The organism is Bradyrhizobium sp. USDA 4369 (assembly GCF_054056435.1).
The window spans coordinates 1203391-1216810 of the sequence record NZ_JBSRYH010000001.1; the positions used below are offsets into that span (position 1 = coordinate 1203391).

General features: G+C 67.2%; 11 protein-coding genes. 3 read left to right on the plus strand and 8 right to left on the minus strand.

What is annotated here, in order from left to right:
* Positions 1 to 30: 30 nt before the first annotated feature.
* The 6 genes from ACVIJ6_RS05655 to ACVIJ6_RS05680 form a co-directional block, all read right to left on the minus strand.
* Positions 31 to 735 carry an SDR family NAD(P)-dependent oxidoreductase gene (locus tag ACVIJ6_RS05655; protein WP_456771854.1) on the minus strand — a complete coding sequence of 235 codons (705 nt, stop codon included), beginning with the start codon at positions 733 to 735 and terminating at the stop codon, positions 31 to 33.
* A complete protein-coding gene (locus ACVIJ6_RS05660; protein WP_456771855.1) occupies positions 732 to 1802 on the minus strand; it encodes an ABC transporter substrate-binding protein in 1071 nt (356 codons plus the stop codon). The genes ACVIJ6_RS05655 and ACVIJ6_RS05660 overlap by 4 nt, the downstream gene beginning before the upstream one ends.
* 18 nt (positions 1803 to 1820) lie before the next feature.
* Entirely contained in the window at positions 1821 to 2660 is an 840-nt protein-coding gene (locus ACVIJ6_RS05665) for an ABC transporter permease (RefSeq protein ID WP_456771856.1), read from the minus strand.
* Positions 2653 to 3480 carry an ABC transporter ATP-binding protein gene (locus tag ACVIJ6_RS05670; RefSeq protein ID WP_456771857.1) on the minus strand — a complete coding sequence of 276 codons (828 nt, stop codon included), beginning with the start codon at positions 3478 to 3480 and terminating at the stop codon, positions 2653 to 2655. Before ACVIJ6_RS05670 ends, ACVIJ6_RS05665 begins: the two co-directional genes overlap by 8 nt.
* A gap of 84 nt (positions 3481 to 3564) precedes the next feature.
* A complete protein-coding gene (locus ACVIJ6_RS05675) occupies positions 3565 to 4509 on the minus strand; it encodes a dihydrodipicolinate synthase family protein (protein ID WP_456771858.1) in 945 nt (314 codons plus the stop codon).
* 25 nt (positions 4510 to 4534) lie between these two features.
* Positions 4535 to 5350 carry an IclR family transcriptional regulator gene (locus tag ACVIJ6_RS05680; protein ID WP_456771859.1) on the minus strand — a complete coding sequence of 272 codons (816 nt, stop codon included), beginning with the start codon at positions 5348 to 5350 and terminating at the stop codon, positions 4535 to 4537.
* Positions 5351 to 5581: 231 nt separating this feature from the next.
* Here ACVIJ6_RS05680 and greA point away from each other — a divergent pair, with 231 nt between their 5' ends.
* Both greA and ACVIJ6_RS05690 read left to right on the plus strand, forming a co-directional pair.
* The gene (gene greA, locus ACVIJ6_RS05685) at positions 5582 to 6064 is read left to right on the plus strand and encodes a transcription elongation factor GreA (protein WP_456771860.1); all 483 of its coding nucleotides are present in this window, start codon (positions 5582 to 5584) and stop codon (positions 6062 to 6064) included.
* A gap of 28 nt (positions 6065 to 6092) precedes the next feature.
* Positions 6093 to 6557 carry a metallophosphoesterase family protein gene (locus ACVIJ6_RS05690; protein WP_456771861.1) on the plus strand — a complete coding sequence of 155 codons (465 nt, stop codon included), beginning with the start codon at positions 6093 to 6095 and terminating at the stop codon, positions 6555 to 6557.
* A 55-nt stretch (positions 6558 to 6612) separates the two neighbouring features.
* Here the strand turns inward: ACVIJ6_RS05690 and ACVIJ6_RS05695 are convergent, their stop codons facing one another.
* Positions 6613 to 8961, minus strand: a complete 2349-nt coding sequence (locus ACVIJ6_RS05695) for a phosphocholine-specific phospholipase C (protein WP_456771862.1) — start codon at positions 8959 to 8961, stop codon at positions 6613 to 6615.
* 191 nt (positions 8962 to 9152) lie between these two features.
* Here ACVIJ6_RS05695 and ACVIJ6_RS05700 point away from each other — a divergent pair, with 191 nt between their 5' ends.
* Complete coding sequence (locus tag ACVIJ6_RS05700) at positions 9153 to 10028, plus strand: MurR/RpiR family transcriptional regulator (protein WP_456771863.1); 876 nt, start codon at positions 9153 to 9155, stop codon at positions 10026 to 10028.
* Positions 10029 to 10065: 37 nt separating this feature from the next.
* Here ACVIJ6_RS05700 and ACVIJ6_RS05705 read toward each other — a convergent pair whose 3' ends face one another.
* Complete coding sequence (locus ACVIJ6_RS05705) at positions 10066 to 12729, minus strand: TIGR02302 family protein (protein WP_456771864.1); 2664 nt, start codon at positions 12727 to 12729, stop codon at positions 10066 to 10068.
* Between the last annotated feature and the right edge of the window lie 691 nt (positions 12730 to 13420).

Consider the following 13420-nt stretch of genomic DNA (forward strand, 5'->3'; position numbering starts at 1 on the left):
ATTCTCCTGGTCGTGGTCGCACGCGCCGCGTCAGAGCGAGGCACCTGCGCAGATGGTGATGGTCTGTCCGGTGATCGCGTCCGCCTCCGGGGACAGCAGGAAGGCGGTGAGCGCGGCGACCTCGGCGGGATCGACGAAGCGGCCCATCGGCGGCAGCACCGGCGCGGTGCCGGTGCGGCTGGGATCGCGCAGGAACGGCGTGTCGGTGGCGGCAGGTGCGATCACGTTGACGGTGATCCGGCGCGGCGCGAGCTCGATCGCCCAGGACCGTGCGAGGCCGGTGAGCGCGGCTTTCGTTGCCGCATATTGGCTGCGGCCAGCAGCGCCATTGGCCGTGCGGCTGCCGATCAGCACGATGCGGCCGCCCTCGCCCATATCAGGCGTCAGGGCATTGGCCAGCGCCTCCGCGGCGCCGACATGGACTTGCCACATGCCCTGGCCATTGTCAGGCATGAGCTCGCCGAGCCGGCCGACACGCATGTAGCCGGCGGCATGGACGAGCGCGGTCACAGTGCCGATATCCGCAAGCTGCGCGATCACCGCGTGCGGTTCCGCCAGATCAGCCTGCAGGCCGACGAAACCGGCATGCGCCCAGTCCGGCGGCGCGCGGTCGATGCCCGTCACGCGCCAGCCGCCCGCGAGCAGGCGCTCGGCAATGGCGTGGCCAATGCCCGAGCTGGTTCCGGTCACCACGGCGTGGCGCGCGGAACGACGTTCGTGAGCCCCTGCCGTCATCCCTTGTACGCAGCCGCCTCGGCCTTGACCTTCACTGCATCGAAATTGTTGATCTTGTCGATCAGCTCATTGGTGTAGAGCGCAGCATAGTCCTTGATGTCCAGCCCGTTCATCGCCGCTTCGGTGCGGAACTCCTGCTCGTTGATCGCGCCCATCTGGGTGTTGGCATAAGGCGGCGCGTACAGCTTGATGCGCCGGCTGATCGACTGCAGCACGGCCTTGACGGCTTCGTCCTCGCTGGCGCCACGCGGCGCCGTCTCCGGGTACATCTTGAGAAACGCCCTGGCGCCGGCAGCGGAATTGGCGAGCAGGAACTGCGATGCCTTGCACACCGAACGGCCGAAGCCGATCAAGAGATCCCTGTCCTTCTCGAAAGTCTGGGGCATCGCCATCAGGAACTGGCCGCCGACCATCGGGATCGTGGTCGGGCGCGGCAGGTAGCTCATCTCGATGCCGGCGGCCTCGATCTGGCCAAAGCCAGTATCGAAATAGGCGAGTGCATCGATGACACCACGCTGCAGCGCGACGCCGGCCGGCGTGCCGTTGCCGACCGCCACCCAGTTCACATCCTTGTCCGGATCGAGGCCGAGCGCCTTCAGCACGTTCCTGGTGACCGGATATTCGGTGGCGCCGAAATCGGACACGCCGATCTTCCTGCCCTTCAGATCCGTGTAGCTCTTGAGCGCCGAGCCGGGCGGCACGGCAATGTCCCATTTGTAGGGGTACGTGTACTGATAGAACAGTTTCGCGCCGCTCCATTCGCCCTTGGCGAGCAGCGGCAGCGCCGTCGACGGCACACCGACGCCGATTGTGACGGAGCCGCGATCGGTCGCGACCTGGACGTTGGCGTTGGTGCCGAGCGCCTGGACGTCGAGCGAGAAGCCCTCCTGCGCGTTGTAACCGAGCGCCTCGCCGATCACGCAATTGATGACGGTGGCGTTGAGCGCCTTCAGCCCAACGCCGAAGCGAATCTTCTTCGCGTCCGCCGCCATCAGGCCGACCGGTGCGCCACTCATCAGCAACGCCGCACCGGCGCTGCCCGTCAGGAATGACCTGCGCGAAATCATGTTCGTTCCTCCCGTTTTTTATTTCTTTCGATTGGCGCCCCAGTGCACGACCTTGGCCTCGCACCAGCGCACGATGCCGTGCAGCACGATGCCGAGCACGCCGAGAATGATCAGCGCGGCGAACACGCCGGCGACGTCCGACACCGCCTGCGCCTGGGTGATCACGACGCCCATGCCGCGCTGCGCGCCCAGGAATTCGGCGACGATCGCACCGAGCAGCGCATAGACGACGGCCATGTCGAGTCCGGCGAAGATGAAGGGCGCAGCGTTGGGCAGCTTGACGATGCGGTAGGTCTCGAGCCGCGACGCCGACAGAGAGCGCATCAGATCGATGCGCTCCGGCTCGACCGCGCGCAGCCCCGTGAAGCTGTTGATCAATACCGGGAAGAACGACAGCAGCGCCGAGATCGCGATCTTGGAGCCGTCGCCGAAACCGAACCAGATCACGATCAGCGGCGCGATCGCCACTTTGGGAAGGCTCTGCAGCGCGAAGGCATAGGGCATCACGAGACGCTCGATCGCCTCGACCTCGGCCATCAGCGAGCCGATCACGAGGCCGAGCCCGACGCCGATGGCGCAGCCGACCGCGGCATTGCTGAGCGTACTCCACAGCGGCAGATAATAGCCGAGCGGACTGGCGGGGCTGACGGCCAATCCGGACCACAATGCGCGGACCACCGCTTCGGGCTTCGGCAGGATGTAGGATGGGATGTTCAGCAGCTTGACCGCGGCGATCCAGCTCAGGATCAGCACTGCGAGGCCGATCCAGGCGATCGGCGAACCGAGACCGAGGCGGCGGCTGGGCTTTGTCGGCTTCGGGGTCATGGCGGGCGTCGCGATGTTGGCAAGGTCAGTCATGGCCGTGCTCCTGCGCGTTCAGGAGTCCGCGGACCTCCTTGGCCAGCCGTGCATAGTCCGGGTGCAGGACGATGTCGTCGAAGGTCCGGGGCCGCGGGATCGGGACGTGGAGGTCGGCGAGGATACGGCCGGGGCGCGCCGACATCACGATAACGCGGTCGGCGAGGAAGATGGCTTCCGAGATCGAGTGGGTGATCAGCAGGATGGTCTTGCGGTTCTCCTGCCAGGTGCGCTGCAGCTCAAGGTTCAGACGCTCGCGTGTCAGCGCATCGAGCGCGCCGAACGGTTCGTCCATCAAGAGAATCTCGGGATCGCGCGCTAGCGCCCGGCAGATACCGGCGCGCTGCTGCATGCCGCCGGAGAGCTCATAGGGATATTTGTCGCCGAAATCGCCGAGGCCGGTGACCGCGAGCAGGCGCTCGATGCGGTCGCCCTCCGGCGCGTGCTTACCGCCGACGCGTAAGGGCAGCCGCACATTGTCGCGCACCGTCATCCACGGCAGCAGATTGGCGGCCTGGAACACCACGCCGACCTTGCGCGACGGACCCGCAACCGGCTCGCCGTCGAGCAGCAGGCGGCCGTCGCTGTAGCCGTCCAGCCCCGCAAGCAGCCGCAGCAAGGTGCTCTTGCCGCAGCCAGAGGGTCCGACGACGCAGACGAACTCGCCCGGCTTGATGTCGAGCGAGATTCGGCTCAGCGCATGCACCGCCGCGCCCGAGGCCGAGACGTAGGTCTTGGACAGCTGGTCGATCGCGATCAGCACGTCATCCGGCGCGGCAGATGGGCGCCGGGGCGTATTGTCGACATCCATCATCAGCATGAGCGTCATCCCTGGACTTGTTTTGCTTGTCGTTCGTCATCGCAGGCAACCGGGCCGGGGCCCGGCCGCCTTGTCGTCGAAAGCTCAGGCCGCAGCCTGCACCGTCAGTCCGGCCGCGGCGACTGCGGCGCGGATCGCCGCCATCTCCTCGGCGCTCGGCGCATGCGTCGGCGGCCGCACCGTGGCGTCGCGGATGACGCCGGCGACCTGCATCGCCGCCTTCATCCGGCCATGCGCCTCGCCGGTCGGCTCACCCGCGCCGTAAACGGCGTCCTTCAGCGGATCGATCATGCTCTGCAGCTTCATCGCGAGCTTGAGGTCGCCGGCGGTGACCGCGGCAAACAGATCGTGAATCAGATCGGGGATCAGCGAGGCGAAGCCGACCAGCGCGCCGTCGACGCCCTGCACCATCGAGGCCAGCAAATATTCGTCGTGGCAGGTGAGCAGCGCCTTGTGCGGCGCCGCGGCGCGGATCGCCTTGAGGTCGCGGGCGTATTTGTTCATCTCGCGGGTGCCGATCTTGAACGCCTGCACATGGTCGAGGCGGGCGAGCTCGGCAAGCAGCTCCGAGGAGAACGAGGCGCGGGTCCAGGCCGGATAGACGTGAACGATCAGCGGCAGCTTCGTCGCCTCGCCGATCGCGCTGAAATAGTCGAGGCAATGCTCGCGCTTGAAGCCGAAGCGCAGCCAGTGATGCGGCGGCATGATGTCGAGCGCGGTGGCGCCGGCCTCCTTGGCCATCAGCGCGTGCTCGATGCCGTCCTTGATGCCCTCGCAGACGACGGAGGAAATGGTCGGGCAGATGCCGGTCAGCGCCTTGGCGACGATGCGCGTGACCTCGGCGCGCTCCTTGGCGGTCAGGCTGAACACCTCGCCGGTGTGGCCGTTGGTCATGATGCCGACGATGCCGCGGCGCTTGCCGAGCCAGGCCGCGTAGCGCGACAGCTCAGCCTCGTCGATCGAATGGTCGGCATTGAAGGGGACGGCAATCGCCGGGATGATCCCCTTGAAGTTGGTCATGACGCTCATGGCGGGCTCCTGGTTGTTCGGATGGTCATCGGTTCGAGACGGTCGCGACGGCGCCGCCCATGGCTTCGAGCGCGCGCGAGAGCTGGGCCGCGGCGCGGAGCAAAGGCGCCACGCCCGTGCGTTCGAACGCCTCGGCCGATATGCGCATGGTCGGCGCGGCGACGCTGATGGCGGCGAGCGGCACGCCGTCACGATCGATCACGGGCGCTGCGAGCACGCACAGCCCCGGCGCGTTCTCCTGATTGGACAGCGCATAGCCGGCGGCCTTCACCTGGCGCAGGCGCTGCAGCAGCGCGTCGAGATCGGTGATCGTGGTCTCGGTCCGCTTGATGCGCGGCTGCGCCTCGAGCACCGCGACCTGCGTCTCCACCGGCAGCAGCGACAGAAGCGCCTGACCGACGGCAGTGGAATAGACCGGCGCGCGGCTGCCAATGCGGACGTCGACCCCGAGTCGGACGAGGCCGGCCTGGATGCGCTCGACATAGACGATGTCGCTGCCGTCGAGCACCGCGAGCGAGGCGGCCTCGTTCATCTCGCCAACCAGGCTGCGCAGGATCGGACGCGCCTGGTCGCGCAGCTCTGAGCGCGCGATCGCGTTGAAGCCGAGGTCGAGACATTTCAGCGTCAGACGGAAGCGTCTGGTGTCGCCGACCTTCTCGACATAGCCGAGCATCACCAGCGTGTTGAGCAGGCGGAAGGTGGTGCCCTTGTCGAGCGCGGCACGGCGCGCGACGTCGGCGAGCACGAGCTCCGGCTCCTCGCTGGTGAACGCGTTGAGCACCTGAAAGCCCTTGGCCAGCGACTGCACGACGCTTTTGCCAGCCTTGCTGTCCTCGTCCACGGGACGCTCCGACGTTTCCTAAGGGGACCCCGCCTTGACGGCGAGCATTCTGATTTACGAAAGTTCGGATTGCGAACTTAAGTTCGTATATCTAAGCGCTCGGGGCTTCCGCTGTCAAGCCGGCGAAGATGGCTTGCGCCCGCGCATGATCGGACGGCTTGAAATCCGCCCATGTCGCATGATCTCTCCCGATGGCCGCGCCGTTGCGGCTCGTTGCAGGAGCCGCCCCGCGTGAGCGTCGCATTCACCAAAGAAGAGAGCGCCGAGACGGCGGCCGAAACGCAGCTGCCCGACCGCCCGGTGTCGCCGCATCCGAACCTGGTGACCGAAGCGGGTCTGAAGGCGCTGGAGGATCAACTGCATCAGGCGCAGGCGGCCTACGAGGCGGTGCAGGCCATCGAGGACGTCAACGAGCGCCGGCGCGAGTCCGCGCTGCCGTTGCGGGATGCGCGCTATTTCGCAACACGGCTGCGGACCGCGCAGGTGATGCCGCAACCGAGCTCGACCGAGACGATCGCGTTCGGCAGCACCGTGACATTCGAGCGTGGCGACGGCCGCGTGCAGACCTATCGTATCGTCGGCGAGGACGAGGCCGATCCGAAGCGCGGCATGATTTCCTATGTTTCGCCGGTGGCGCGGCTGTTGATGGGCAAGTCGGTCGGCGACATTGTCGAAATGTCCGGCCAGACGATCGAGATCACCGTGATCGCGTGATGCCAGCCGGTGATGGCGGCGAGAGATCATGCGGACGATCGGGATCATCTCCGACACTCACGGCCTGTTGCGGCCAGAGGTGGAGCAGCGTCTGGCCGGCGTCGCCCACATCATCCACGCTGGCGATATTGGCCGCGCGGAGCTGATCGAGCGGCTTCGCCGGATCGCACCGGTCACCGCGATCCGCGGCAACATCGACATGGCGGATTGGGCGAAGGCCTATCCTGAGACCCGGACGATGCAACTGGAAGGCCGCTCCTTCCACGTCGTGCACGACGTCCATGACATTGAGATCGATCCCGCAGCGTCGGGCATCGATGTCGTCATCTCCGGCCATTCGCATCGCGCGCGGGTCGAGACACGCGACGGCGTGCTCTATCTGAATCCGGGCAGCGCCGGACCGCGCCGCTTCAAGCTGCCGATCACGCTGGCGATCCTCGAGGTCTCCGCAGGCGGCCTGTCACCCGTCATTCACGACCTCGGCAGCGGCTGAGACACATGAAAAGGGCGCCCGCAGGCGCCCTTCCCAACTGCGTTTGATGCGCTTGTCAGAAGCAATCATCCAGCGCCATGCCGGGGTCGCTGAACGACGGCCGACCGGTCTCGACGTGGCCGGCGACGCGGCGATAGAAGCTGTCGTCGCTGTCGCTGGTGACGACGAAATCGTACCACAGGCCCGACTTGCGCAGATGCCAATACAGCTCCTTCGGGCGCCCCGGCCCGGACACTTTGAGCTCCCACTCCGTGGTGGCACCGCCATGGCTCGGTCCGGGGAAGAAGCTCGGCGCACCGAAGCCGAAGCCCGGCGCATCGAAGTCGGGGGCCGGACGGAAGCCGGGCACCGCGCCGAAGCCCACCGGGTGGAAGCCGGGCAGCGGACCGAAGCCGGGGCATTGCGGCTCCAGCGCAGCCGAGACTGCAGCGGTGACCGCGCGCAGCGGCCCGTAGATCTCGTTGGACTGCACCGTGAAGTGCACGTGCCCATGGCCGTCATTGCGCAGCTGCATATGCAGGCCGCCATCATGGACGTTGTAGCCGACGAAGATCTCAGGATTGGCGGCGTGCGCCTGCTTGGCGTTGCTCAGATCGCCCTTGAAATGACGGTGGAAGCCGTTCGGGCCGAGCACCCAGAGATCATACAGCCCATCATTGCCGACGCTCCATTCGTCGTCGAGCATCTTGCCGGCCTCGACCGTGTAGCGCCGCGGAATGAGGTCGAGGTGCAGCTTGTCATAGACGTGGAACACCGCACCGGCGAAGCCGGTGTTGGCGAACAACAGCTTCACCTTGCCGCTGGCCGGATCGACCTTCGACGTGGCGTGCAGGATGTAGGGCAGCGGGCGCGAATAGCGCACGCCGGTTTCCTGGAACAAAGGCTGCGGCGTGGCGGGTGCGACCGGCGCCGGCAAGGTCTTCTGATGCGCGTCCGACGCCTGCCAATTGCTCTGGTCGGGCAGCTCAGGAAAGCGCGGATCGTTGGGGCTGGCGAAGTCGAACGCCGAGGTGAGATCGCCGGACACGGCGCGATGCCACGGGCTGATGGCCTCGACCTTGATGCCGAAGCGCTTCTCCAGGAAGCGGCCGACCGAGGTGTGGTCGAACACCTGCGAGTTGACCCAGCCGCCCTTGCTCCACGGCGACACCACATACATCGGCACGCGCGCCGACAGGCCCCAGGGCCGGATGTTGCCGCTGATCGTATCCGCCGCCGTCAGGACGTTGCCGACGGTGTTGGAGAAATACTCGCCGTCGAGCGGCAAGGTCGCCTTGCCCATCAGCTTGCCGCTTGCGTCGTAGGACGGCACCGCCGGCGCCGGCAGATGGTCGAAGAAGCCGTCATTCTCGTCGAAGGTGAGGAAGAAGACGGTCTGGCTCCAGACCTCGGGATTGGCCGTCAGCGCTTCCAGCACCTGGTCGGTGAAATTGCCGGCACGGGTCGGGCTGCCGCCGCCGGGATGCTCGGAATTGGCCTGGGTCGGCAGGATCCACGACACTTGCGGCAGGGTGCCGGCCATCACGTCGGCCTTGAGGCGATCGAGATAGTCCGGGCCGCCGGTCAGGCCGTGCACGTAGTTCGGATCGTCGGGCTGGGCATGGCGGAAGCTGGAGAAGGCCAGGCAGCCATGCATCGCGCCGGTCCAGTTGTCGTTCATGTCCTGATAGATGTGCCAGCTGACGCCGGCCTTGTTCAAGAGATCCGGCAGCGTATCCCAGTTGAAGTCGCTGCCGACATATTTGTAAGTGGCCTGCGGCTGCGGCTGGCCGGCCACCCAATTGTGCGGATTCGGCCAGCAACGCAGATTGTTGGGCTCGGCGTCGTTCGTGGTGCAGTTGATGCCCTGGGCCCGCAGCGCCGGGTTGAAGTTGGAGCCGGACCAGAACACGATGCGGTTCGGGTCGGTTCCGGTGGTGATCGAGGCGTGATAGGCGTCGCAGATCGTGAACGCCTCGGCGAGCGCGAACTGAAACGGAATGTCGTCGCGGCCGAAATAGCCCATCGCATAGGGCGTCTTGTACTTCGCCCAATAGCCCATCTTGCCCTGGTTCCAGGCGGCCTGGCTGTCGCCGAAGGAATGCGGCGTGCCGTAGCCGACCAGCGCGTTGGAGGTGGCGGAGTCGCGGTGATAGGGCGGAATCTCGCGGGTGCCGTCGGACTGGAACCATACCGGCTTGCCGCTCTCGAGCGGAATCGGGAAACGATCACCAAAGCCGCGCACACCACGCAGCGTGCCGAAATAGTGGTCGAAGGAGCGGTTCTCCTGCATCAGGATCACCACATGCTTGACGTCCTGGATGGTGCCGGTCCGGCGCCGCGCCGGAATGGCCAATGCCTGACGGATGCTGGCGAAGGCAGCCGCCGCCGTGGCGCCTGCGAGAAAATCGCGACGTGTTGTCATGTCGTTTCGGCCCTATGAAATCCCTGGGACAACGGATTCTGGACGACGGGATGACCGCCCTCCGCTCGAGAACGGCGCAGGCGTAGCAGTGTGACTTGACGTTGCTGTGAAAAATTTATTTAGAAAATGATTCTAGATGAGATTTTCTCAGTCATCGATAGAAGGGTGGTGGCGTGAAGAGCGAGGCGAGAATGGTGGGGTCGACGTTCAATTCAGGACCATCGGTGAATGGCATCCTGTCGCGCATCCGCGAGTTGCTGCCCGAGCTGCCGCCGAAGGCGAGGCAGATCGCTGAGCTGATCGCCGCGCAGCCCGAGCCGTTCATCCACAAATCGATCACCGAGGTCGCCGAAGCCTGCGATGTCAGCGAGGGCACGATCGTGTCGTTCTGCCGCCGCGTCGGTGTGCGCGGCTTCCAGGAGCTCAAGATCATGCTGGCGCGCGACCTGATCGAGCCGGTCCGCCTGATCCAGGAAGACCTGCATCGGGGCGACGATCCGGCGACGGTGACGGACCACATCTTCGCCGCCCATGCCGCCTCGCTGCAGGAGACGCGCCGCCTGCTGTCGATGGAGGCGCTGGCGGAGGCGACCAGGCTGCTGCGCGAGGCGCAGCGGATCGAGATCTATGGCATCGGCAGCTCGGCGCCGATCGCGCAGGACCTGTCCTATCGCCTGCTGCAGCTCGGGCTCGCGGCCAATGCCATCGTCGATTCCCATGTGCAGGCGGTCAGCGCCGGCATGACCGGGCCCGGTGTCGCGACGGTCACCGTGTCGCATTCCGGCAGCACGGTCGAGACCGTGCTGGCGACGCGGCTGGCGCAGGCCGCGGGCGCACGGACCATCGGCATCACCCGGCTCGGCAAATCGCCGCTGGCGGCGCATTGCGAGGTGCTGCTCTACACGGTGGCGAACGAGACCCGCTACCGGCCGGAGGCGATGAGCAGCCGCGTCGCGCAGCTCGCGATCATCGACACGCTGGTCAGCTGCTGCGCCCTCACCGACACCGAGCGCTCGGTCGAGCGGCTGCAGCATGCCGCGCGGATCCTGTCCGAGAAGCGCTACTGACGCCGGCGCGGACTCCGTCCGCGCGCCGCGAGCGGCCTCAATAGTCCTTCAGCAGCCGCTCGATGTAATCGAGCTCGACCTGCGGCCGCGCCGGATCGGCGAGACGGCGGCGCAGCTCCTCGAGAATGCGGCGGACGCGCTGGACGTCGATCTCGCCGGGAATCTTCTGCGAGAAATCGTCGATGTCGCGGGTGTTCGGCAACGGCCGGCCGAGCGGATCGGTCGGGCTGTTGGCCTGGCGGCCGCGGCCGTCGCGCCCGCCCTGGCCCGGCTGGTCGCCGTCGCCCTGCTGCATCGCATCGGCCAGGCTCTGCGCGCCCTTGCGCAGCGCGTCGAGCGCCTTGCCCTGCGATTCCACGGCGCCATCGGCATTGTTGTCGCCGAGCTGGCTGCCGGCATCGCCCATCGCGCCATCGGCCTCGTCGAGGCCGTCGCCGGCATCCCCCTGGTCGCCTTGATCGCCCTGCTCGCCTTGCTGACCCGGCTGCCCCTTCTGGCCTTGCTGCCCCTTTTGGCCCTTCTGACCCTTGTCGCCCTTCTGGCCCATGCCGCGCTTGGCGAGCTGCTCCTGCAGCTGCTTGAGGCGGTCGCGCAGCGCCTGCTGATCCTGCTGCAGGTCGCCCATGCTCTGGTCCTGGTCGCCCTGCTGCGGCTTGCCGCGGTTGCGGTCGCGTCGCGAATCCTGGCCCTGCTTGAAGGTCTTGTCCCGCAATTGCTGCTGCTTGCGGATCATGTCGCCGAGCTCGTTGAGCGCCTGCTCCATGTCGTTGTCGCCGCCGCCCTGGTTGGGCTGCGCCATCTGCAGATTTTCCAGCATCTGCTGCAGCTGTTCGAGCAGCTCGCGCGCGCCCTCTTTGTCGCCCTGCCGCGACAGCCGCTCCATGCGGTCGATCATGTTCTGCAGGTCCTGCTGGCGCAGCATCTTGGTGTTCTGATCGAGCGGCCGCTGCGCCATCTGCGGATTGTTGCGCAGCTGCTCGGCGAGCTGGCGCATGTAATTGTCCATCGCCCGGCGCAGATCCTCGGCGAGCTTCTTGATCTCCTCGTCGCTGGCGCCGCGCTCCAACGCCTGCTTGAGCGCGTCCTGCGCGGCGCGCAGCGCCTTGTCGACATCGGAGATGTTGCCGTCCTCGATGGTGACGGCGAGCGCCCACAGGCTGGCGACGACCTCGCGCAGCGAATCGTCGGTGCGCGCCGCCTCGAGCTGGCGCGTCACCGAGCGCAGGCCGAGATACTGGCCGGGCTCCGGCGTGAACAGCTCCGGCGCGATCGCCAGCGCGTCGAGCGCCGTGAACACCTCACTGTTGCGGTTGGCGTCGAGCGCCAGGACACGGCGCTGCTCGATCAGCGCCCGCGCCAAGGGCTTGGTGAACAGCCGCTCCGGCAGCTTGGTCTCGAACGGCTCGCTCCTGCCTTCATTGCCGGCCTCGTCCTTGGCCGTCAGCGTGATCGCGACGTCGGCGCCGGCATAGGGGTCCTCGCTCAGATCCTTGACGGTCTGGCCGACGCCGTTGCGGGTGCGGGCATTCGGCAGCACCAGCGCAAACTCCGGCGGCTGGAACAGCGGCCGCGCCGCCGGCGCATTCGCCGTGCTGTCGGGCGCCTTGCCATCGGCCGGCTTGCTCTCGGCGGGACGGGCAACGATCTGGGCCCGCGCTTCGGTGACGCCGTAATCATCCTCCAGCTTATAGGACAGTTTCAGCGAGCCGCGCGCCTGCCGCTCGGGGTCCTTGGCCATGCTGATGACCGGCGGCCGGTCCGGCGTCGCCGCGAACACCCATTGCGGCTGGCCCGCGGGCGCGCGCACATGGGCGGTGCCGTCGGCCTTGATGGTGAAATGCCGCTCGGTCGTGCCCTTCGGCGCGGCCTCGCCGGCCGCGATCTCGCCGGGCGCGGCCTCGGCGACGCCGCCGCTGGTCACGACGTCGAGATTGCCGCCGCTGGAGCGGATGATGAGCGTGCTGCCGGCCGGCACCACGATCGGACCGTTGGCCGGCACCGCGCCTTCCTTGTTGGCGGCGGAGAGAATGATCGGCGGCTTGGCCGTGTAGAGCGGCGGCTTGATCCAGGCATCGACCCGGATCGTGACCGGCGTCATCACGCCGTTCCAATCGAACGCCGCGGCGATGCGGATCCGGCGTTCATCGCCGGCGGCAAAATAGGTCGCGACCAGGAGCACGATGACCAGCGCGCGCACCGCCCAGGGGTCGTGCAGCGACAGCCGCGGCCGCGGCGTGCCGGCGCGGATGCGCCTGACCGAGGCAAGCGTGCGCTCGCGCTGCGCCTGCCACAGCGCCAGGGCGATCGGATCCCGGCTCGACAGCGTGTCGCTGAGCGCCGTGGCGGGGCGGTGGGCGATGCCGGAGCCGCGATCGAGCCGCGTCAGGCCCTCGTCGCGGGTCGGCCAGCGATAGCGCAGCATCGGCAGCGCGGCGCCGACCAGAAGCAGCAGAAACAGGGCGATGCCGACGGCGCGGGCGGCGAATGGCAGGCCGAGCCAGAGGCCGGCCCAGGATACGACCAGGAACAGGCCGACCACCGTGAGCAGCCGCGCCAAATGCGGCCAGCCGCGCTCCCAGGCGATCGCGAGACGGGCCCGCTTGAGCGCCTGCGTCAGCTTGAGCCGCGCAAGGCGATCGTTGGCCAGCCGATCGGGGGTGCTGCTTGCCGGCCGGGCCGGCTCGGGGGTCATGCCGCTCAACAATCTCTCCAGGTTGCCCGGACCTTGACGCTAGCACAAAGGCGCCGGTGAGGCACCCGTTCCTCAGCCACTTTCATGCCATCGCCGGCTGTCCACACGGGAGTGTGACCGGCCGGGTTCCCCGGAAAGCTACGGGCCGCGCCCGGGCCTCGTGGTTCTCATGACGATGCGGGCGCATCGCGCGAACGCGCCGCGCGCGGCGTGCCTTTCGAAGAGGGACCCATTTTACGATCATGGCCGCACAACCTTCCCTCCTCTCCCTGAGGAGCCCGCCGCAGGCGGGCGTCTCGAAGGGCGAGGCCGGCACTGCTGACCACGCGACTTTCTTCACATCGAGAGCCCTGCGGATGCGAGACACCGACGGCGCGACGCGACAGCAGCCTGCATGTCACATGCAAATCCGTTCTCGCGGCGCATTTTCCGCCCGAGCTTTGCGACATTCGTCGCCCTCGGAAACAATGAGGGCGCAGGGAAGGTCGGGAGCTGGCCTCTCCCATGGCCCGCCTGCAGACAAGGAAGCAGGCGGCAGTCACCACAGGTTCGGCCGCGACTTCCGACCTTCCCTGCGCGATGGTGTTACGACTTATACGCGATCTTCCCGGGGAACGGCTGTCTTGCCCCCGTCGCAGCCGGTTCGTCACCGCCTGCTTGGCATCAGCACCGCGATGCCAGAACCACGCGACTTCATCGT